The sequence below is a fragment of the Metabacillus herbersteinensis genome (assembly GCF_042433335.1).
GTDB lineage: Bacteria > Bacillota > Bacilli > Bacillales > Bacillaceae > Metabacillus > Metabacillus herbersteinensis.
On record NZ_JBHLVO010000001.1, the window covers coordinates 399240 to 421732 of the forward strand.

The following is a 22493-nucleotide window of genomic DNA, read 5'->3' on the forward strand; positions in this document are numbered from 1 at the left end:
GTTTGGGTCATGCAGTTATTAAGGTAGATAATTCGACAATAAAAAAAATGGAAAAGCAATACGCTTCATTTCTGAGTGTTAAAGTACCACCAGGAGCGGTGTTTACAGCTAAGTTAACGGGTTGCACGATTACTGCCTATCGTTCAGGGAAAGTTCTATTTCAAGGTCAGGCAGCTGAAATAGAATCTGGTAAGTGGGGCACTCAAAAAGAAGAGCCACAGAAGAAGGCTCTACAAAAACAAACGTTTTCTCGTTACCAGCCCCCAACAAACATCGCAACTATGTCGATTATCGGATCCGATGAAGTGGGGACTGGCGACTTTTTTGGGCCGATTACGGTTGTTGCTGCTTATGTAAAAAAAGAACAGCTTTTATTGCTACAAGAACTTGGGGTTAAAGATTCAAAGCATTTAAAAGACCCTCAGATTATTAAAATTGCTGAAAATCTCATTCATACTATCCCCTATAGTTTACTTGTCTTGAATAACGAAAAATATAATCAGCTACAACAAAAAGGAATGTCACAAGGGAAAATGAAGGCTTTACTACATAATCAAGCCATTCAGCATCTACTAAAAAAGCTCGATCCAGAAAAACCAGAAGGCATGCTCATTGATCAATTCGTTGACCCGGCTATTTATTTTAAGCATCTACAAGGTAAAACATTTCAAACAGAGCACACCTACTTCTCTACAAAAGCGGAGGGTATTCACTTAGCAGTCGCTGCCGCTTCAATCATTGCTCGCTACTCTTTTGTGAAAGAGTTTGATAAACTTTCACTAACAGCAGGTGTAACGATACCAAAGGGAGCTGGCGCAAAAGTAGATCAAGTAGCCGCCGAAATCATCCGATTAAAAGGAATCGATTTTTTAACAACTCTTACAAAAAAGCATTTTGCTAATACAGAAAAAGCAATTCGACTCTCACGTTGAATAAGGTTGGAGGATTAAAATGGATATACTTGCAACGCAGACCTATTATATTACAGATCGATCCATCCATTGGAATGAGCAGCTTTATGTAGAATCAGAGTATCGGTTACAATTATCAGAAGAAGTAATTAGAACAAACTCTCATATTTTTTCTTTTAAAGATGTTTGGGATATGTCTTATAAACCTATGAGTGATAATAAAGGCATTCTTTATCTACATACGATACAAGGAGTCTTCTCTTTCTATATAAAAACAAGACCCTTTGAATTTATTGAAATTTACCAAGAGATAAAACTAGCTCAAAAGAGGGAAAATAACAGCGGGTAAAAAAACAAAACATGACCATCTCTGCTCTTGCTTTAAGCTATATCAAAAAGGCAGGTTACATTTTTAGTAACCTGCCTTTTGCTACCTATATAAGCTAAACTTTATTTATACATCAAATAACCTTTTCTCACCTTTTTAAAATCATTAAGTTCAGTCTGATATTCGCTTATAATTTCACTAACAGAGGCACCTTCTAAGATCATTGTTCTTACCCAATCATTACCGACTAATAAACTGAAATTATTTGCAGCAAGAAATTGAAAGTCATTTGGATACATGTCATGAATCGTTTTAATGATGTGAAGCCCAGTTGGGACTGCCTCAAATTTATCACGATCTGTTACGTAAATTTCGACACCATGACTAAGTTTGCCAGCATGTTTTGAAAAAGTGGGTGTAAAGGAAGCCGCTCTAAATTTTACACCAGGTAAATTTAATTCGTTTAGTTTTTCAGAAAGGTCAGTGCTGTTGATGTAAGGTGCTCCAATCAATTCAAATGGTTTTGTAGTTCCTCTACCTTCAGACACATTAGTACCCTCAATTAATCCTGTTGCTGGGTAAACAAAAGTTGTTGAAACAGTTGGCATGTTTGGAGAAGCCAAAACGAATGGTAGACCCGTATCATCAAAATCCATCGAACGTTTCCATCCTTTCATTTTGACCACCTCTAAGTCAGCTCCTATTTTGAACTCTTTATTGAAAAAAGAAGCAAGCTCCCCTACCGTCATTCCATGCTTTAACGGGATTGGGTACAATCCTACAAAAGAAGAGAATTCGGGATCAAGCACTGGTCCATCTACTGATAAACCACCTTGTGGATTCGGACGGTCAAGCACAATAAACGGAATGTTATTTTCTTTTGCGGCCTCCATTGCATAAGCCATTGTATAGATATACGTGTAGTACCGTGTACCGACATCTTGAATATCAAAGACGAGAATGTCGACATTTTTCAACATTTCTGGAGTTGGTTTTTTTGTTTTTCCGTACAAACTGTACACAGGTAGACCTGTTTTTTCATCGATGTAAAATTCAACGCCAGCTCCAGCCTGTGCATCTCCACGGACTCCGTGCTCAGGACCGTACAAAGCGGTTAATTCAATATCAGGATCATCATTGAACAGGTCAACAATACTTCTTAAACCCGAATCGATCCCTGTTGGATTTGTGATTAATCCCACTTTTTTTCCTTTAAGCAACTCTTTTTGATCTCCTAAGAGGACTTCAACTCCTGGAGTAACCTTGTTCTTGTTCTTTTCTTTATCGGCTGAGACTTCTCCTCCACTAGAGATGGTGCTTAAAGCTATCATAAAAATGATCATTAACATTAGAATACGTTTCAAGATGATTCCCCCGTTAATTAAGTTGTTTTCCTGTTCGAATGTCTAAACCATAGCCAAATTGATATAGAACCTGATTCGGATTTGTTACGGAAGGGATATCGACAGGTAGTTTCCCTTTTGGTCTGGATTCACCGAAAATGGTTTGTATTCCGGCTGGTATATTCGGCTGTCTGTAGCGGCCGTTTGAATAGCCTTTAAATCCGTATACTGCGAGAACTGCTTTTGCTTCTTCAAAATTAGCTGCATCGTAAGGGTTTCGCAAGCTCATTAAGACAAATTCTTTATCCTTAGTCTGTGCATCCTTCATGACAGCCCTTGGAAAAGCTGTCGCCCACTTGCTTGAATCTTGGATACTGTCATCAATCACGCCATCATTTACAGCAGGATCGTTTTTAACCACGTATGACCCTGTTATGATATAGTCGGCTTCATCAATAAGCCCAGCAACTTCATCGTTAAATGATTTTCCTGAAAAGCTATACCCTGTTACAGTTACGTTCTTCATTTTCCTCTTATCCGCTAATTCATTTATGGTTCTAGTCATTGATTCAACTTGATCTGCAAATGGAGCTAGGACGAGTATCGTTTCATCCTTCTTTGGTTTGAAAGGTAATGTTTTATCTTCATTTTTCAGAAGAGTAACGGCATCCTCTGCCATTTCCTTTTCCTTTTTGAGATGATCTTTGTTTCCAACTACTTTAACAGCATTTTCAACCTTTTCATCAATCGGAGTTTGATCAACTTCTTCACTTGGCTTAAAAATGCCTCGTTTCACCTTCAGCTCTAGGATTCTTTCAACAGATTGATCGACTTGCTCCATCGGTAATTCTCCATTTTCTATTGCGGCCTTTACTGCATTAAAAACGGAGCTTAAATTCTCTTCCATTTGTAGAGAATTAACCTGTGCAGGCATTAGCGCGATATCTACTCCTGATTTTAGGGCTAAAACGACTGCATCCTCTTGACCAAAATTGTCAGCAATTGCTTTCATGTTTAATGCATCTGTTGCGACAACCCCGTCAAATCCCATTTCTTCTCGCAATAGACCTGTAATAACCTTTTTTGAAAGTGTGGCGGGGACCATGATTTCTTGTCCGTCTTTTTTGCTGATATAGGTTGTATCATCAAATGCAGGGAATTGAACGTGTGCAGTCATCATCATATCTACGCCAGCATCGATTGCCTTTTGAAAAGGAACGAGCTCGACAGCACGCAGTCGTTCTTTATCATGTGAAACAAGTGGAAGACCGTAATGACTATCAACAGCTGTATCCCCATGTCCTGGGAAATGCTTTGTCGTTGCTGCCATATTCTGACTTTGTAATCCTTTGATTGTTTGAATGCCAAGCTTCGAGACCAACTCAGGATTCGAACTGAAAGAACGTACACCTATGACAGGATTTCCAGGGTTATTATTCACATCAACCGCAGGACCGAAATTCACATTAATGCCAAGTGACGATAGCTCACTCCCGATGATTTCGCCAGTTTGATAGGCGTATTTTTCGCTTCGGGTTGCTCCAAGTGCCATGTTTCCTGGAAGGTTAGTCCCAGTTTGAAGGCGTGTCACGATCCCGCCTTCTTGATCAATTGTCATAAACAGCGGAATCTCTGGGCTTGCCTGTTGCAATCCATCAACAAGACGGACTGTTTGCTCTGTCTCTACCACATTTTCAGCGAATAAAATAACACCGCCTAAATGATATTTTTTAATGATACTTGCGACTTCATCGTTCATGACTGTAAATCCTGTCGCCTTGCTCTCATCAGCTTTTTTCCAATTTCGGAAATCCGGCATTAGCATTTGCCCGACCTTCTCATCAATCGACATGTTAGTTACAATTGTTTGCACATCAATGGTTTCGGCGGATGCTGTCTCTGACTTAAAGCCCGGAATCGCTGATAGTACCAGGACTCCAGCTAAAACAGCGGATACCCATTTCCTTTTATTCATTCTTCCTTCCCCCTCGCTTTTCTATTTAGTCTCTAAAGCATCATAAATAGTAGTTACGACACTTCCATAGCTGCCTGTACTGAAAAGGTCACCAAAGAATTGATTAGAGTTAACTTCCGGATTTACAAGAGGAGAATGTTTTTTGTTCGTGAGCAGCACGATACCTAAATCTAATTCAGGATCAATAATCGTCACAGTTCCTGTCCATCCCGTATGACCGTAAGCGTTTTCACTTGCGTGGGGACCAAACATCCACTCCATGCTCTCATTACCATTTCGTCTCCAACCAAGTCCATAAGTCGAATTCATTTCAGATGGTGCTACAAATTCGTCGATTGTTTCTTGATCAAATAGGGTATGTTTTCCATATCCTCCGCCATTTATCATCGCCTGTAGTAGAACAGCTAGATCACCGGTTGTGGAGAAAAGACCTGCATGACCAGAAACACCCTCCATGGAATAAAACGCTTTTTCATCATGAACTTCTCCTTGAAGTGTATACGTTCGAATATTTGGAAAATCAATTACGCCATCTCTCGTATTTCCAAGCAGCTCAGTTGCAGCAATATTCTTGGGCTTAAATCCTTTTTGAAGTGGGTTGAACTTTGTATCTTTTAAATGAAGGGGTTTATATATTTCATTTTCAACATATGTGTCCAACTGCTGACCCGTAATACGCTCAATAATTGCTCCAAGAAGCATGTAATCAACATCGCTGTAGACATTTTTTGTACCAGGTTCATACGTAAGTGGTGTTTTTGAAATAAACTCAATCGTTTTCGTTTTTTCCTGCGAGTATAGCTCCTTTGAAACACTTGGATTATGATATTGTGGATCTGGCTTAAATCCAGCCGTATGGTGGAGAACATCAATGATACGCAGTGTATCTTTTCCTTTTATGACATCTGATTCAGTATCTTTAAATTCAGGAATATACTGCTGAACCTTTGCATGAATATCAAGTTTACCTTCACTAACAAGCTTTTGAAGTGCAAAATTTACTGCATACATTTTTGTATTTGAAGCAAGATCAAACAGCGTGTCGTTTTCCATTTTCAGAAACTTTCTAAGCGGTAAATGTCCATCAAACTTTTGCTTATAGCCATAGCTATCATTTTTAACGATTTTTCCGTCCTTTATAACAATTAAGGCAGCTCCTGGAAAGCCGGCAGCAACTTCTTTTTCAATCAGCTGATCCACTTTTTTAAGTTTTTCGGAAGAAAACCCTACTTCTTCTGGTTTTTTTGCTTTCGATAAAACAGGGTACTTGGTAATTGATTCTTTCTTCACTGCAGTAGCATTATGGTCACCATTTGTTTGAGCTAAAGCTACTGAAGGTATGAGCAAAGAGAGAGTAAGTACAGTACCTATCATACATCTTGTCCATTTATTCATCATTTTTCCCCTTTGTTAGCTTATTTAAAAGAACTATTAGTCTATTACATGTAAATCATCATCTTAGCTCCTACGTATACTAGTCTTCCTCCTTTCTTTAACGATTCATACGAAATGTCAACCGTGGCTAATTTATGATTTCACAATATTCAGTATATTATTTTACGGACTAAATTTCATTTTTTTTAAAATATATTTAAAATATCGTTTCAAATAATATTTAACGATAGTGCTTTTCTACCAAATGGTTTTAACATTTGAAAACTCCATTTAATTACACCGGTACCAATTCGCAATCACTCAATAGTCTGAATGACCTACTAACATCTGAGTTTGAACTTATCATTAGTTAAATCGGTACAAATATTTCAAATATATTTATGAATAATAGTTATATAAGATTAACTTTGCATTCAAACATATTAAACTGCTTTTTATACAGAGAAATACCCCATTCAATAGTATGAATAGGGCATTTCTCTGTATAGATATTTTATTGGTTTACTTTTGCCTGAGAAGCTTCTGCTAATTTAGTTCTGCTCATTACTATCCTCTAAGTACAGCTCCGAATTTCTCTTCCACAGCTTTTAACACTTTTTCATGTGCCTTTGTAACATCTTCATCTGTTAACGTACGCTCTGGGTCAAAATAACGCAGTGAGTATGCGACAGATTTTTTATTTTCTTCTAAACGATCTCCTTGATAGACGTCGAAAACCTCAACGTCTTGTAACCATTTACCACCAGCTTCAATGATTGCTACTTTGATATCGCCGGCAATGACCTCACTGTTTACAACAAGGGCAATGTCTCGCGTGCTAGAAGGATGGCGAGGAATACTTGCAAAACGAACTTCCTCGAGATTTACTGTTAATAAATCGACTAATGAAAGCTCAAATACAAATGTTTCTGATAGATCTAGTTCTTTTTGAACAACAGGATGAGCTTGACCTACATATCCTACGAGATTGTCTGCTACAAACACTTCAGCCGTTCTTCCTGGATGCATCCCTTCACGCTTCGCTTGTTTATAGGAGATAACATCTGTTAAACCTAGTACATCAAATAAACCATCCAAAATCCCTTTTACAACATAAAAATCTACAGGCTTTTTCTCACCTTGCCATGCGTGAACATGCCAAAGTCCAGTAATTGCACCTGATAACCGTTCTTTTTCAGTAGGCTGCTTTCCTTCTCCATTTGATATGAAAACAGATCCCGTTTCATAAAGACTTACTTGATCAATTTGTCTCGCAATATTGTATTTTAATGTTTCTAATAGATGCGGAATTAAGCTTAGTCTTAGCGCACTTCGCTCTTCACTCATTGGAAGCGATAGTCGAGTAACTTCAGACTGTTCTAGCGCGAACTTTGTAGCTTTTTCAGTGCTTGTTAATGAGTAAGTAATTGCTTGACATAAACCAACACCTTCTAAGTAACGGCGGACTTTACGACGTTTTGCTTGGTATTCGGTTAATTTCCCAGGAATTGATGCCCCAACTGGTAACGTTGTTGGGATATTATCATACCCATAAAGTCTTGCAACCTCTTCAACTAAATCTTCCTCAATAGTAATGTCTCCTCGTCTCGATGGCACAGTGACAGTGATCGTCCCGTTATCACTAGTAACCTCGAATTGAAGACGGTCAAAAATTGCTTTTATTTCTTCTGAAGAGATATTCATCCCGAGTACAGCATTGATTTTCTCAACGGTTGTTGAAATAACTGCCTGCTCTTTGTTCACTTCATCAAATATGGCAGATCCTTGTAAAACTTCACCACCCGCATACTGTGCAATAAGCTGTGCTGCTCGTTCTGCTGCTGCACGAACACGGTTGTGATCAACACCTTTTTCAAAACGTGCACTTGCTTCACTTCGTAGTCCATGATCTTTTGAAGATGTTCGAATTGTTCCACCATCAAATAAAGCAGATTCAAGTAAGATCGTCGTTGTATCTGAATGAACTTCTGAATTTGCACCACCCATTACACCAGCTAATGCAACTGGCTCTGTTCCATTTGTAATCACTAAATGTTCTTCTGTTAATGTACGTTCTTGATCATCTAGTGTAACAATTTTTTCACCAGCTTTTGCACGACGAACCAGAATTTCTTTTGACCCTAAACGATCGTAATCAAAAGCATGTAGAGGCTGGCCGTACTCTAGCAAAACAAAGTTTGTTATATCAACAACATTGTTATGAGGGCGAATCCCAGCAGCCATTAATCGTGTTTGCATCCAAAGAGGTGATGGAGCAATTTTTACATTTTTAATTACTTTTGCAATATACAATGGATTGTCTTGCTTCGCTTCAATGGTAAGGGAAATCGCTTCCGATGCTTTTTCACTTACAGTCTCATACGAAACCTCTGGATATGTTACAGATGTTCCTAAAATAGCTGCTACCTCATGCGCGACACCTAGCATACTTAAACAATCAGAGCGGTTCGGCGTTAAACCTAGCTCTAATATTGAATCATTAAGATTCAGTTGTGCTAATGCGTCTGCTCCCACTTCAACATCATTAGGAAATACAAAAATACCTTCAGAATATTCCTTAGAAACAAGTTTAGATTCTATTCCAAGCTCTTGAAGAGAGCAAATCATTCCGTGTGACTCTTCTCCACGAAGCTTTGCTTTTTTAATTTTAAAATTACCTGGTAGAACCGCTCCAACCGTTGCAACTGCTACCTTTTGCCCTTTGTCAACATTCGCAGCTCCACAAATAATTTGAACGGTTTCACCATTTCCAAGATCAACTAAGCATTTATTTAGTTTGTCTGCGTTTTGATGTTGCTCACGCTCTAAAACATGACCAACCACTACACCTGAAATACCTTCGTTTAGAACGTCAACACCTTCTACTTCGATCCCACTGCGCGTTATTTTTTCTGCAAGATCTGAAGGAGTAATATCTGAAACATCTACATATTGCTGTAACCATTTATATGAAACATACATGAAGTAGCCCTCCTATTAAGCTCGTTTAAATTGTTTTAAGAAACGTAGGTCATCTGTGTAAAAATGACGAATATCATCGATTCCGTACTTTAACATTGCAATTCTTTCTGGACCCATACCAAAAGCGAAACCACGGTATTTCTTCGAATCAAATCCAGCCATCTCAAGTACATTCGGATGTACCATACCAGCTCCTAAAATCTCGATCCATCCTGTTCTTTTGCAAACGCTACATCCCTTACCACCACATGAGAAGCATGACACATCAACTTCAACAGAAGGCTCGGTAAACGGGAAGAAACTTGGGCGTAAACGGATTTCACGCTCGTCACCGAACATTTTCTTCGCAAAAACTTCAAGCGTTCCTTTTAAATCACTCATTGAAATGTTTTCATCCACGACAAGTCCTTCAATTTGTGTGAACTGATGTGAATGTGTCGCATCATCATTATCACGGCGATACACCTTACCAGGACAAATAATTTTAACTGGTCCTTGACCATTAAACATGCCAAGAGTCCTTGCCTGGACTGGTGATGTATGAGTACGAAGCAGCAGCTCTTCCGTAATGTAAAAAGAATCTTGCATATCTCGGGCAGGATGACCTTTTGGAAGGTTTAGTGCTTCAAAATTATAATAATCTGTTTCAACCTCTGGTCCTTCAGCAATGCTATAGCCCATCCCTAGAAATAAGTCTTCAATTTCTTCAACAACAGCTGTGATTGGATGGTGATTTCCGACTTTTACAGTTCTACCAGGTAACGTCACATCAATTGTCTCAGAGGATAATTTCTCTTCGACAGCTGCTAGTTCAAGATTTTCCTGTTTACTCGTAATCGAACCTGCAATGCTTTCACGAACATCGTTTACCAACGCTCCCATGACGGGTCTTTCTTCAGCTGATAATTTACCCATCCCTCTAAGTACTTCTGTAATAGGACCCTTCTTACCTAAGTAAGCGACACGAATGTCATTTAGCTCCTTCAAATTAGAGGCCTGCTCTACTTTCTCCAATGCTTCTAGTTGAAGCTGTTTTAATTGCTCTTGCATGAGATTTCCTCCTTCATCGGATCTTAAATGGTAGATCTATTTTTTGAAAAACAAAAAACTCGCCCCCAAAAAGGGACGAGTTGATATCGCGTTACCACCCTTGTTAACAATACAAAAGAATCGTGTATTGCTCACTTCATTTCAATAACGGTAAAAACCGGAACACCTTTAGATGCCATTTTACCAGCATGGTCCTAGTGTCAACTCCAGAGGTGAATTCATTTACGGTCAACCATAAAAGTGCTTGCAGTCACGACACTTTCTCCCTAAGATGGCGATTTTGGTAAATTACTACTCTCTATCATCGTTTCTTTTCATATGTAACTAACTGTAGTTTATTATAATAAATAGATTTCGTTCTCGCAAGGTTATCCACGTAAATGATAAAGTAAAATTCCAGTAGCTATCCCTACATTAAGAGATTCGGCTCCACCATAGATTGGAATATAAAGATTTTGATCTGTTTTCGCTAACAAATCCTGACCAACGCCTGAACCTTCATTTCCCATGATTAGGACAAAAGAGGTCGAAGGTTTTATTTCCTTATAGGATACTCCATTTTGTAATGAAGTTCCATAAATAGGGAATCCTTTTTCTTTATATATGTGAAGCATTTCTTGTAGGTTCGCCTTTTTTATCGCTAAGTGAAAAATAGATCCTTGGCTAGAACGCACGACCTTTGGGTTGTATAAGTCTACTGTTCCTTTACCTAAAACGACTCCATCAATGCCCGCTGCATCTGCTGTACGAATAATCGTTCCAAGATTCCCAGGGTCTTGAAGAGCGTCAACAAACAATAATTTTTGCCAAGAATCAATGTTTGTTGGAATTAGTTCTTCACAAATGGCTGCAACTCCTTGAGGTGTTTCCGTATCACTTATCGCCTTCATGACTTCAGTAGTCACGATCGTCATTGTTAAATCATCAACATTCCAAGAAGAAGGCAAGCTTACTTCTTCCGATACGATTAATTCTCGGATAATCTCTTTACGTTTGAGAGCCTCTTCCACTAGATGAAAGCCTTCAATAAGAAAGGTACCTGTTGCTTCTCGTTCTTTTTTTGTATGTAGTTTGCGCCACTGTTTCACTTTTGTATTTTTAACAGATTCTATTCGATTCATGTTACGTACTCCTTTACTTACATTATTCCCTTCACATCATACATAATAAGCGTGTATTTAACAAATACTATAACTATGTTCGTTAATTATGAAGGAGTGGAAAAAATGGATTTAAATTTACGAAATGCAGTTATCACAAATGTGACAGGAAACACTCAAGATCAACTACAAGACACGATTGTTGACGCAATTCACAGCGGTGAAGAAAAAATGCTACCAGGACTAGGCGTTCTCTTTGAAGTCATTTGGCAAAATGCGGATGAGCAAGAAAAGCAAGAAATGTTAGATACATTAGAAAATGGATTAAAGAAACAGTAAACGGCTCGGCACTAAGTGCCAAGCCGTTTTTTTAGTTATATTAGAATTTAGAGCTGGAAACTAAGACAACGGGATGATTATAGTTGTTGTGTCTAGCTCCAGGCGCCTTGCGCTTTTCTAATTAAAAGTTAGTGTTTTAACCGCTTCACTATCTAAACGTTTAATAACTTCAGTAATCAATTTCACTGTATTTTCGTAATCATCACGATGTAGCATTGCTGCATGTGAATGAATGTAACGTGTTGCTATTGTAACTGATAAAGCTGGGACACCATTTGCAGAAATATGAATCGCTCCTGAGTCTGTTCCGCCACCTGCTAATGAATCATATTGATAAGGAATTTCTAGCTCATCCGCTACGTCTGTAACAAAATCTCTTAGTCCTTTATGCGAAACCATTGACGCGTCATAAAGAATAATTTGAGGTCCGTCTCCCATTTTACCCATTGCCTCTTTTTCAGAAACCCCTGGTGTATCGCCTGCTATCCCGACATCTAAACCAAATGCGATATCTGGCTCAATAAGATTTGCTGACGTACGTGCACCACGTAAGCCTACTTCTTCTTGAACGGTTCCAACACCGTAAACTACGTTAGGGTGGCTTTCGTCTTTTAGTTGTTTTAATACGTCAATCGCAATCGCACAGCCTATTCTGTTATCCCAGGCTTTCGCTAGGAGCATTTTTTCATTTTTCATTACCGTGAACTCAAAATACGGAACAATTTGATCTCCTGGCTTTACACCAAACTCCATTGCTTCCACGCGACTTGAGGCACCAATATCAACAAACATATCCTTAATTTCAACAGGTTTTTTTCGAGCTTCAAGCGGGAGGATGTGTGGTGGTTTTGATCCAATTACGCCTGTTACATCTCCTTTGTTCGTTACAATTGTCACACGTTGTGCAAGCATAACCTGTGACCACCAGCCACCCACTGGTTGAAAGCGAATAAAGCCTTTATCATCAATCTGAGTAACCATGAAGCCAACTTCATCTAAATGGCCTGCAACCATAATTTTAGGTCCATTTTCATCGCCAACTTTTTTAGCAATTAAGCTTCCTAATCCATCTGTGTAAACTTCATCTGAGTATTCAGTTATGTATTTCTTCATGACTTCACGTACTTCGCGTTCATTCCCTGGAATCCCTTTTGCATCTGTTAAGTCTTTTAGCATCGTTAATGTTTCATCTAACTTTGTCATTCCATTTGCCCCCTTGATTTAACATCTATGTTCATTATACTAAACGAATCCGTCATTCACAAAATTGAAAATCTAATATCCTTGTTGCTGTCTTTCATGATTAATTTCATTTTTAGATACATAAGCAGATTCGATATCTTCCTCTGAAAAACCTAACAATTTTCCTAAAAGTAAATATTCTATAATTACTTGACGATAATTTTCTAATGATATATTTGATTGGAAAATAGTGATCGTTTGAAAGACTGTTAAAAATTGTTCATTCAAATTACAGTCAATCAGCTCAGGTTTAATCTGTAGTTCTCTGCATACTTCCAACTCTAGACCAAGTGACAGAATGAAATGAATGCCATCAACATACTCTTCTAAAATCACTTCAATGGCTGACGGTTCCTTTAAACTCCAGAATTTAAAGCAGCGTGTTTCATTTGCAAGTTCAGCTACCTCAACTAGTAATGCAAGAATTTTGCGGTCAATTAACGATTCACTTTCTAAATGATGCTGTGACTGGATTTTAGCATCTAGCTCATGTTGCATCTCAAATAAATTGTTTAAATTCATTTCATACACCCTCTTATGCTTAATTTTCTACCGAAACATGTAGTGATAAAAAAAGTATAACAAATTTCACAAAAGTTGAAACCTTATCTGCTACTCATACGTATATAAGCAAATTGCGTCCGGAGGCGTTGAATCATGATTGTACTACTATTAAGAGTTCTATTAATTGCTGTTATCGTTTTCCTTATGTATACTGCGTTTAAATATTTATTTAATCCTAGACGAAAACTCGAGCGTGCACATGAGCAAAAACAATTTTACTTGCTAGATGATCGAGACAATGTTCGGAAAAACTTTCTGGTTACCTATAAGGGAGCATTATTTGAAGGAGAAAAATATTTAGGAACCACCGAACGCTCATTTGAAGTCATTTCTATTTTCATTTGGACAAAAACAGAAAGTAAGCTACAAGGACTAGATATCTCAGACTTTAAGTATATTGAGGAAAAGCTAAAAGAGCACTATCCACATACAAAAGTTGAGTGGAAGAGTCCTGTTAAAGAGTTTCTACAAAAAAAGCCCCATTAGGGCTTTTTTTGTTACCTTAGAAGGTAACAAAAGTAAAGGATTAAACAGATTTGTAGAACCGTCACAAGCGGAAGCCCTATTTTGAACTTTGCATGTTTTGTTTTATGGCGGAACTTATTCATTCCAACCGTAAGTCCTAAAGCTCCACCTATAACTGCAACTACCCAGAGCGTATTTTCACTTATTCTCCACTGATTACGTTGGGCTTTCTGTTTATCAGAGCGCATTAGAAAAAAACCATATAAGTTAATAAGTAAATAGAACCCTAGTAGAAAAAACAACTAAATCACCCCATAGCAGAAAAGGTCATCCTCTTTATCGAGAATGACCTTTTGTGGATAAATTATTTATCAAGTTTTGCTTTAGCAGCATCTGCTAATTGAGCGAATGCACTTGCATCAGCAACAGCTAGGTCTGCAAGCATTTTACGGTTAACTTCGATACCAGCAAGCTTTAATCCGTGCATTAAACGGCTATATGAAAGACCGTTGATACGCGCAGCTGCATTGATACGAGTGATCCATAATTTACGGAAGTCACGCTTTTTCTGACGACGGTCACGGTAAGCATAATTACCTGACTTCATTACCTGTTGATTTGCTACTTTGTATAATGTATGTTTTGAACCATAATAACCTTTTGCTAATTTAAGTACCTTTTTACGACGTTTACGTGAAACGATACCGCCTTTTACTCTTGGCATATAAATTCCCTCCTATTTAACGAACTACTTTACTTATCTAAGATTGTCTAATAAATGACGAATGCGTTTGAAATCGCCTTTACTTACTACAGTAGATTTACGTAGTTTGCGTTTAGCTTTTGTAGATTTGTTAGCAAATAAATGGCTTGTGTAAGCGTGAGAACGTTTCAGTTTACCAGATCCGGTCTTTTTGAAACGCTTTGCAGCGCCACGATGAGTTTTCATTTTTGGCATAAGGTATTCCTCCTTAGGTACATTACTTTTCGTTTTTAGGTGCTAAGACTAAGAACATGCTACGTCCGTCCATTTTTGGGTGGGACTCGATTGTACTCAAGTCAAGACATTCTTGTGCGAAACGATCTAATACTTTTTGACCGATTCCTTTATGTGTAATCGCACGACCCTTAAAGCGAATAGAAGCTTTTACTTTATCGCCTTTTTCAAGGAACTTGCGAGCATTACGAAGCTTTGTATCAAAGTCATGTTCATCAATTGTTGGGCTTAAGCGAACTTCTTTTAAATTGATAATCTTTTGATTTTTACGCGCTTCTTTGTCTTTCTTTTGCTGTTCAAAACGGAATTTTCCGTAATCCATGATGCGGCATACAGGAGGCTTCGCTGTTGCAGCTACCATAACTAAATCAAGGTTAGCTCTTTGTGCGATTTCTAACGCCTCTTGTCGAGATTGAATTCCAAGCTGATCTCCATTTGCACCAATCAAACGAACCTCACGAGCACGAATTCCGTCATTTACCATCATATCTTTGCTAATAATTAGCCACCTCCAAGGTATATTAAAAAATTGAATCATCTCACTATATAGTCCTTTTTCGCATCCACAGGTTTTATTATTTTATCTGAACAAAATAAAAAAGTGTGGGTGCACAATGCACCCACACTACGATTTTATACATAAATTAAAGTACAAAGTATCGTGACCTGTTAACTACATTCGGATGCGTCAATCAGGTGAGAAGCGGGTGCTTCTGCTTGCTATATGAAACGACTATTCAATTCACCTTAAAAAGTATACCATGCTAAATCAACTATTGCAAGTTGATATAAGTTTTTCACAACAAAGAGTATTCTATCAAAGATCCTGAACATGTGCAACCATTTTTACAGAAATTATCTTTTTACCTCTTCAAGAATTCCACTTAAAAACTGTTGAAATGAGACCGTTTCTGATTTTTGTTCACCATACTTACGGACATTTACGGCTTGTTCAGTTACTTCATTGTCCCCCACAACAAGCATGTATGGAGTTTTCTGCATTTGTGCTTCTCGAATTTTGTAGCCCATTTTTTCATCACGAGCATCAAGTTCGACACGAAGTCCAGCATCCTGAAGTTGTTCTTGAACTTTTTTCGCATAATCAAGGTGAATTGAAGGTGAAACAGGAATCACTTGAACCTGCACAGGTGCGATCCAAGTTGGAAATGCGCCTTTGTATTCTTCGATTAAAAAGGCAACAAAACGTTCCATTGTTGAAACAACACCACGGTGAATAACGACTGGACGATGCTGCTTACCATCTTCACCAACATATGATAAATCAAAGCGCTCTGGAAGTAAGAAGTCTAATTGAACAGTTGAAAGTGTTTCGTCTTTTCCTAATGCAGTACGAACTTGAACATCAAGCTTCGGACCATAAAATGCCGCTTCACCCTCTGCTTCGAAATAGTCGTGACCTAGTTCATCCATCGCATCTTTCAACATGCTTTGAGCTTTTTCCCACATAGCGTCATCATCAAAATATTTCTCAGTATCTTCTGGATCACGATAAGACAGTCTGAATGAGTAATCGTGAATTCCAAAATCTTTGTAAACAGCCTCTACTAAACGAACAACACGGATAAATTCTTCTTTAATTTGATCAGGTCGAACAAATATATGCGCATCGTTTAGTGTCATTCCTCGAACACGTTGCAAACCAGATAGTGCTCCAGACATTTCATAGCGATGCATCATCCCTAATTCAGCAATACGAATCGGTAGCTCACGGTAGCTATGAATATCATTTTTATAAATCATCATATGATGTGGACAGTTCATTGGACGAAGGACAAGTTCTTCGTTGTCCATAACCATTGGTGGAAACATTCCATCTTGATAATGCTCCCAGTGGCCAGAAGTTTTGTAAAGCTCAACACTACCTAGTACAGGTGTGTAAACATGTTGGTAACCCAGTCTTTCTTCTTTGTCAACAATGTAACGCTCAATAACACGGCGGATTGTCGCACCCTTTGGAAGCCACAGTGGAAAGCCTTGCCCAACTTGCTGAGAGGAAGTAAATAAATTAAGCTCTTTACCAATCTTACGGTGATCGCGTTCCTTTGCTTCTTCCAGTAAACGCAAATGCTCATCTAGGTCAGCTTTGTTAAAGAAAGCTGTTCCGTAAATTCGTTGTAACATTTTATTATTACTATCACCGCGCCAGTAGGCCCCAGCAATACTTAACAGCTTAAACTCTTTAATCTTACCTGTTGATGGAAGATGAACACCACGGCACAGGTCAAAAAATTCACCTTGTTCGTAAATGGACACTTTCTCTCCTTCAGGAATTACCTCGAGAAGTTCAAGCTTTAACGGATCTCCGAGTTCTTCAAGTCGTTGTTTTGCTTCTTCACGGCTAACTTCTGTGCGAATAATTTCTAAGTTTTCATTCACGATCTTTTTCATTTCTTTTTCAATCGTTGGAAAATCCTCAGATGAAATACTATGTTCCATATCAATGTCATAGTAGAAACCATTTTCAATTACCGGTCCGATACCCAGCTTCACATCTTTATATAGCCGCTTAATTGCTTGTGCCAAGAGATGAGCTGTACTGTGACGTGTAATTTCTAATGCCTCCTGCCCAGCTTGTGTGACAATTTCAAACGCACCGTCCTCAATAATCGGCGTGCGTAAATCAATAAATTTGCCATTCAACTTACCTGCAATTGACTTTTTTCGTAAACCAGGGCTAATGGATGCCGCGATTTCTTCTGTTGTCGTGTTTTTTAAAAACTCCTTTACAGCTCCGTCAGGAAAAGTGACTTTTACAACGTCTGACATCCTTGTTCACTCCTTTTTATTTTAGAAAATAATAAAACTCGCCCCTTAAAAAAGGGACGAGTTAATTAACTGGTCGTGGTTCCACCCAATTTCCCATGTTGGCGAATGATAAGCTTCATTCGTCAAAATCTGTAAAAAATAACAATTGCATAGTTACAGACATGGCTTCAAGATCGATAACGGGATGGCCGTCAGTAATTACTAAGCTACCTTAGCTGTTCACAACTGAAGTTTAGAGGTGGTAAGTTTGTTATTCATGTTAGGAAGGTTTCAGCTTAGCCCTTCCCTCTCTGGGAACCGTGATTACAAGCTCATGTCCTCGTCATTACTTTAAAAGTTTGAAATTTACTCGTATTATAGAACGTTTCAGTTAGAAAATCAAGGTAACTTTTCCTGAGCAATTGTGATCGGCTGAAAAAATTGTCAATGAAGCATGCTCCCTAATAAATCTTCACTCGTTCTTGAAAGATGTTTTGAATGGTTTGAATCATGCCATGATCAGGATCATTACTATATAAATGAATCATTTTAGGAGCAATTGAAACGATCGGTGCTAAAAGATTTGAATCTATGTACATCGGGTGTTTATAAATAAATGTCCGATCAATATAATTTTTTATGTCGAGCTCTGAAATTTCATTTAGCTGTTCATCATATAGGATAAACCGTTCTTGATGATGAATCGTTAAAGTGTCAATTTTACTTTCCCGATCTGTGATATAGTCTCTTAGACTTTGGATAAAAGTTTGATATTCCTGTTCTAGCTTATATTCCTCAATTGCCACTTCTACATATTCTCGCAACCTTTTTACATAGTGCTGCAACCTAAATTGTAGAAATGATTGAAATGTGAAGGAAAGAGGTGGAGTTAGAAACTGTCGAAGAGCTTCTAAGATAAACTCTTCTCTCGGTTGGAACTGATTGACTCTTGGAATCTCTTTTCTTTCACCTTCTATAATGGACTGAGCAATATGTAAAATTTGCTGCTGCTCTTCATGTTCTATAAAATAATAGTTTTCTCTTATGATTGAAAGCATGATTTGATGCTCTTTATACTCAAGGATGTAGTGAACAAGACTAGGAATTACAGCTTGTTCGATTACATTGCTCCATTTTTTTTGACAAATTTGAACGCCATTCGAATAAAGCAAGCGAATTTCTGAGTCATTTCCCTTAGACTTGGAACGAAAAATTGACACCATCGTTTCCGCCTCTCTCGGAGACTCAAATAAAATCTCAAGCATGTTTGTCCCCCCTGTTTCCAAATACCTGATTCTATGTATATGGGCTGGGAAAACTTTTTAGAAGTCAGGAAGGGATTTTCTGTTTTTATTTTTTTGTGATAGTAAAGTGGTGCTGGCCGAGCTCGTAAACCCTACCTTTGTTTTCGCCTTTGTAGGGGAGATTCATTGAAGTGAGTATTCTAGTTGATAATGCGGGTGAAGAAATGTCAAGGAATTCTCTTAATTCTTTATTAGTAATTTTAGAACCAATGAGGAGGAAATAGTCATATAGGGAAATAAGGTGTGCATCTTTGAAGGGAAGTGAACACTTAGGACACATCCATGTATTATAAAGTCTTATAATTGAAAGCGTCTCGCATCTTGGGCAATAAACTCCTTTGCGTAAATCATCCTTGGAGATTTGATAACGTTCGAGAATCTGTTTATCTAGAGGAGTGTCCCGCTTAACTAAAATTTTAGCTAGTTTTTTTAATTCCTTTTCAGAGAGTCTCTGTTTTGGATAAATGACTTCTAGTTGACTCAGCATCTGTGGTAGGTATTCTTTGTGAATTACTTTTGGTTGAGGTGGTCTTTATCTACATTTGTTTGAATTAATGTGTAAGGGCTACTAATTACAACTAGTGAATGCATGAGGATACCAGCGAAATTTTTTTTGCTAACCAAGATCTCAATGGTCTTCATGTTGTTGAATTTGAACTAAAGGATATGGATATGACTCTTGCTTACCATCTAGCGTTCTAATTAGTTGCTTAAACTTGTTGTCAAAGGGTAAAGTCCCGGACATATTTTTAACCTCTAAAATTAATAGATAGCTTTGAGATAAAAGCAGTGTATCCATTTGGAAATAATGTTGTTTATTTTGTAGGCGCATGTCATGCAGAATGAGATAGTTTTTTTCAGGGAGGGGGCTAAGTGGATAATCAATTGCTGCTTCACCTTTATAACCTGCCAAACTTTTCGCAAGATTTTCCTTTATTAGTTGAAATTTCGGGTGGTCAGGATGTGTTCTTCGAGCCAAAGCTTGTAGTTTGAGGATGGAAAGAGGGACTTTGCGTTCTTTTACAATCATTTAAACACTCCAATCGTAGGTTTGTTTTATGAATTCGAGGTGAGAGTTAAATATCCTGCATAAAAGTAGACATTTCTTCAGAAAATACGACAAAAATCTCCAGCTCTCGAAATATATCAACGAGTTGACCATTTATATGATCAAGTTGAGAAATATATCATCAAGTTAGTTACTTTTATAATCAAGTTGGGACATATATCGATTTCTCGACAATTTCACTTAAATTTCGACAGTTACTGTCCACAAAAAAAACTGCTTCAAAAAGAAACAGTTTAATCTCGCCGATTTCTACCCGTTAGTTCCACGGGAATCGCCATATGCTTGATACGTTCCATGATACGTGACGCTTTTACTTGCTCTTCTTCCCCTCGTTGAGTGAAGGCTAGGTGATGTTTTAGTTCATCAAACCCAAAGTTTGATGTGAAGAATGTTGGCAAGTTTTCGAGCATTCGATATTGTAGGATTGTTCCTAAAATATCGTCTCGCATCCAGCTTGACATTGCTTCGGCACCAAGATCGTCTAGCATGAGAACTGGGATTTTTTTTACCGCTTCTAACTTTTGATCAATTGAATGATCGTGGAAGGAGCCTTTTAGCTCGCGCATAAATTCTGGTACGTAAACAAGCATGGATGAAACCTTCTTGGCTGCTAATTCATTTGCAATTGCCCCTAAGATATAGGTCTTACCAACGCCAAACGAACCGTGAAAATAAATTCCTTTAGGATGATTGGTTTTACTGTAAAGCTCAACAAAATCTTGTGCTAAGCTGACAGCTTTCAAACGACCTGGTTCATCAAGTGAGATGTTATCAATTTGAGCCTTAAGAATGTCTTTAGGTATATACATACTTTTTATTAGGGATTCATGTTTCTTTCTTTCATCATGAGCTTCCTTGTTCGGGCATTTATCATATTGAAGGTCAATTGACTTTCCTTGAATTACAAGCCTCGGATGATAGCCCTCTAGAAGATTTTTGCATTCAGCTAGCGTAGGACAATCCTTACAATTTTTACTCTGAGTTGTAAATTCATATAATTTAACTAAGCTTCGATCGATCATACCTTCTTCGATTTCAAAAGCATGCTCTTTTAAAAAAGCTTGTACTTCTGGATCATTTTTCACTTGTTTCTTTTGATGATCATATCGTTCTTTGAACTCTGGTCTTTTAATTAAATCACGAAATGATTTGCTCATATATTCCACTGTATACACCTCACTTCACCTATGAAGTTTATTGATTATTTTTGAACTTTTGTATTCGTTCGGCGAGCTTTTGCTTTTCGGCTTCAAAATTTACTTGCTCAGAAGCATTGACTTTCTTTTCTTTCGGTTCGGTTTGTTCATCTTTTAGCCACGCTGGAAGAAGTTCTTTTCGAATTGCCGCTTTTTTAGGCTTAGGTTTATTTTTCGTTTCTGCCCATTCTTGGTATTGACGATGTTCTTGTTTCGCGAGATCCATAGCTGCTTTAACCGTTTTTAATTCTTTTCTCGACCAGTGACTTGCGATTTTTTGAACGTAAGCTCTTGAAAGCTTCATATCTGTTTTAAGCATAACATAGTAAATTAAAACATTAACGACTCCAGCCTCTAGTTTTTGCTGAAACATTGTTTCCTCGATAATTTGCAAGTCTGATGCAGTAGGATTAATTCCGCCAGAAACATCTTTTAAAAATCGTCTTGGTGAGATGGTCTCTAATTGATAAATTAATTCTTCTTCTTTCGTGCGATCCTTCTTATCTTGTACTGTTCTTAAAGTAGCTGGCTGCGTTTTCTCCGATAATGCTGGTAGCTTATCACCATGTTGAAACTGATACCAATCTCTTGCAGACTTTCTTAACAATTCAAGATTGATGGAATCATCATGTTCAATCGCACTCATCAGTACATTTTTCATCTCAATGGCATCTATTCCATATAAGTAAGAGAGTTTTTTTATTGTTTCTTGAACTGCTGATGTAATTGATTTTTTTGGAATAATTGCTTCTGAGATTCCATTGTACAGTAAATCGAAATTGAATTCAGTTGAGCTGATGATAATTTCTCCTGGGTCTTCCGCCTGAACATATTGGGTGTTTGCTGTATTCGATATGTCTTGAATGGATTCTTCGGTCATTCTTGAAGCCATTTCTGCTGGGTGTAAGGAATGAAAGACGTCATTAAATGTACGAGTCACTTCTTTAACTTCTTTATCAACTTGCCGATCAGAGAAAAAACGTTTTAGCTGTTGAAATTTACTTTTGCCAATTCGATTATAGAGATAAATATTTAATACCCCATCTTGAAAAAAATCATTTGGATTTAGTGGGGATTGTAACTCATAGACATACCTTTTGTATTCGCCTTTGTCTTCAAAGTACGTTTTTAAGAGACCGATGCCTTCTAATTTAAGCCGCTCCTGATAAATACCGTTTAAATTACTTTGCATCATTACCATCAAGCTATGATGAGTGGTCTCTTCTCCCCACAATCGATCCTGCTCCATCTCACTCCAAAGAGTCATAAAAAGACTATAAGCCATTGATCCAATAAGCGGTTGATAGAGCATGGTTAATATTTTCCGATCAAAATCTTGAAGGACGCAGTTGCTCCGAACAACATAACGATCAATTGCAAGTAGTTCCTTCCAATGTTGACCCATTTCACTTCAAACCTTTCACATACAATCTATTTAATCGAGAAGGTTACACACTATTTAATTGAAAAAAAAGAGCTAGAAGCTGT

21 protein-coding genes and 2 other annotated features are annotated in these 22493 nt (G+C 37.8%); of the genes, 4 read left to right on the top strand and 17 right to left on the bottom strand.

Annotated features, from left to right (window positions below; genetic code table 11):
- Positions 1-2 precede the first annotated feature (2 nt).
- Complete coding sequence (rnhC, locus tag ACFFIX_RS02035; protein ID WP_378929984.1) at positions 3-932, top strand: ribonuclease HIII; 930 nt, start codon at positions 3-5, stop codon at positions 930-932.
- Between the two features lie 19 nt (positions 933-951).
- Positions 952-1260 (top strand): hypothetical protein, encoded by a 309-nt coding sequence (locus ACFFIX_RS02040; RefSeq protein ID WP_378929986.1) that lies wholly within the window; start codon positions 952-954, stop codon positions 1258-1260.
- A 101-nt stretch (positions 1261-1361) separates the two neighbouring features.
- On the opposite strand, the gene ACFFIX_RS02045 is transcribed toward ACFFIX_RS02040, so the two are convergent.
- The 6 genes from ACFFIX_RS02045 to ACFFIX_RS02070 all read right to left on the bottom strand — a co-directional run bounded on the left by ACFFIX_RS02045 (position 1362) and on the right by ACFFIX_RS02070 (position 11084).
- Entirely contained in the window at positions 1362-2588 is a 1227-nt protein-coding gene (locus tag ACFFIX_RS02045) for an exo-beta-N-acetylmuramidase NamZ family protein (RefSeq protein WP_378930354.1), read from the bottom strand.
- Between the two features lie 28 nt (positions 2589-2616).
- The gene (locus ACFFIX_RS02050) at positions 2617-4557 is read right to left on the bottom strand and encodes a glycoside hydrolase family 3 protein (RefSeq protein ID WP_378929988.1); all 1941 of its coding nucleotides are present in this window, start codon (positions 4555-4557) and stop codon (positions 2617-2619) included.
- A gap of 21 nt (positions 4558-4578) precedes the next feature.
- Positions 4579-5952, bottom strand: a complete 1374-nt coding sequence (pbp4b, locus tag ACFFIX_RS02055) for a penicillin binding protein PBP4B (protein WP_378929990.1) — start codon at positions 5950-5952, stop codon at positions 4579-4581.
- Positions 5953-6498: 546 nt separating this feature from the next.
- Complete coding sequence (pheT, locus tag ACFFIX_RS02060) at positions 6499-8913, bottom strand: phenylalanine--tRNA ligase subunit beta (RefSeq protein ID WP_378929992.1); 2415 nt, start codon at positions 8911-8913, stop codon at positions 6499-6501.
- 15 nt (positions 8914-8928) lie between these two features.
- The gene (pheS, locus tag ACFFIX_RS02065; protein ID WP_378929994.1) at positions 8929-9963 is read right to left on the bottom strand and encodes a phenylalanine--tRNA ligase subunit alpha; all 1035 of its coding nucleotides are present in this window, start codon (positions 9961-9963) and stop codon (positions 8929-8931) included.
- Between the two features lie 68 nt (positions 9964-10031).
- Positions 10032-10277 (bottom strand) — a binding site (T-box leader).
- Between the two features lie 54 nt (positions 10278-10331).
- Positions 10332-11084, bottom strand: a complete 753-nt coding sequence (locus ACFFIX_RS02070) for a TrmH family RNA methyltransferase (RefSeq protein ID WP_378929996.1) — start codon at positions 11082-11084, stop codon at positions 10332-10334.
- 105 nt (positions 11085-11189) lie between these two features.
- Here ACFFIX_RS02070 and sspI point away from each other — a divergent pair, with 105 nt between their 5' ends.
- Positions 11190-11402, top strand: coding sequence for a small acid-soluble spore protein SspI (gene sspI, locus ACFFIX_RS02075; protein ID WP_378929998.1), 213 nt, complete (start codon positions 11190-11192; stop codon positions 11400-11402).
- A 117-nt stretch (positions 11403-11519) separates the two neighbouring features.
- On the opposite strand, the gene ACFFIX_RS02080 is transcribed toward sspI, so the two are convergent.
- Together ACFFIX_RS02080 and ACFFIX_RS02085 are read right to left on the bottom strand one after the other, a co-directional pair.
- Entirely contained in the window at positions 11520-12605 is a 1086-nt protein-coding gene (locus ACFFIX_RS02080) for a M42 family metallopeptidase (RefSeq protein WP_378930000.1), read from the bottom strand.
- A gap of 72 nt (positions 12606-12677) precedes the next feature.
- Positions 12678-13166, bottom strand: coding sequence for a dUTP diphosphatase (locus ACFFIX_RS02085; protein WP_378930002.1), 489 nt, complete (start codon positions 13164-13166; stop codon positions 12678-12680).
- 135 nt (positions 13167-13301) lie between these two features.
- Between ACFFIX_RS02085 and ACFFIX_RS02090 the strand changes: the two genes are divergently transcribed.
- Positions 13302-13694 (top strand): sigma-w pathway protein ysdB, encoded by a 393-nt coding sequence (locus tag ACFFIX_RS02090; RefSeq protein ID WP_378930004.1) that lies wholly within the window; start codon positions 13302-13304, stop codon positions 13692-13694.
- A gap of 11 nt (positions 13695-13705) precedes the next feature.
- On the opposite strand, the gene ACFFIX_RS02095 is transcribed toward ACFFIX_RS02090, so the two are convergent.
- The 9 genes from ACFFIX_RS02095 to ACFFIX_RS02135 all read right to left on the bottom strand — a co-directional run bounded on the left by ACFFIX_RS02095 (position 13706) and on the right by ACFFIX_RS02135 (position 22410).
- Entirely contained in the window at positions 13706-13975 is a 270-nt protein-coding gene (locus ACFFIX_RS02095; protein ID WP_378930005.1) for a DUF1294 domain-containing protein, read from the bottom strand.
- 62 nt (positions 13976-14037) lie between these two features.
- Positions 14038-14397, bottom strand: a complete 360-nt coding sequence (rplT, locus tag ACFFIX_RS02100; RefSeq protein WP_378930007.1) for a 50S ribosomal protein L20 — start codon at positions 14395-14397, stop codon at positions 14038-14040.
- Positions 14398-14430: 33 nt separating this feature from the next.
- The gene (gene rpmI / locus ACFFIX_RS02105; protein ID WP_378930009.1) at positions 14431-14631 is read right to left on the bottom strand and encodes a 50S ribosomal protein L35; all 201 of its coding nucleotides are present in this window, start codon (positions 14629-14631) and stop codon (positions 14431-14433) included.
- 22 nt (positions 14632-14653) lie between these two features.
- Positions 14654-15172, bottom strand: a complete 519-nt coding sequence (gene infC / locus ACFFIX_RS02110) for a translation initiation factor IF-3 (protein WP_378930356.1) — start codon at positions 15170-15172, stop codon at positions 14654-14656.
- Positions 15173-15259: 87 nt separating this feature from the next.
- Positions 15260-15395 (bottom strand) — a sequence feature (ribosomal protein L20 leader region).
- Positions 15396-15525: 130 nt separating this feature from the next.
- The gene (gene thrS, locus ACFFIX_RS02115; RefSeq protein WP_378930011.1) at positions 15526-17457 is read right to left on the bottom strand and encodes a threonine--tRNA ligase; all 1932 of its coding nucleotides are present in this window, start codon (positions 17455-17457) and stop codon (positions 15526-15528) included.
- Positions 17458-17897: 440 nt separating this feature from the next.
- Entirely contained in the window at positions 17898-18701 is an 804-nt protein-coding gene (ytxC, locus tag ACFFIX_RS02120; protein ID WP_378930013.1) for a putative sporulation protein YtxC, read from the bottom strand.
- A gap of 667 nt (positions 18702-19368) precedes the next feature.
- Positions 19369-19770: a nuclease-related domain-containing protein gene (locus ACFFIX_RS02125; protein ID WP_378930015.1), complete on the bottom strand. Its 402-nt coding sequence runs from the start codon at positions 19768-19770 to the stop codon at positions 19369-19371.
- Positions 19771-20042: 272 nt separating this feature from the next.
- Positions 20043-20975 (bottom strand): primosomal protein DnaI, encoded by a 933-nt coding sequence (gene dnaI, locus ACFFIX_RS02130; protein ID WP_378930358.1) that lies wholly within the window; start codon positions 20973-20975, stop codon positions 20043-20045.
- A 28-nt stretch (positions 20976-21003) separates the two neighbouring features.
- Complete coding sequence (locus tag ACFFIX_RS02135; RefSeq protein WP_378930017.1) at positions 21004-22410, bottom strand: replication initiation and membrane attachment family protein; 1407 nt, start codon at positions 22408-22410, stop codon at positions 21004-21006.
- Positions 22411-22493: the final 83 nt, after the last annotated feature.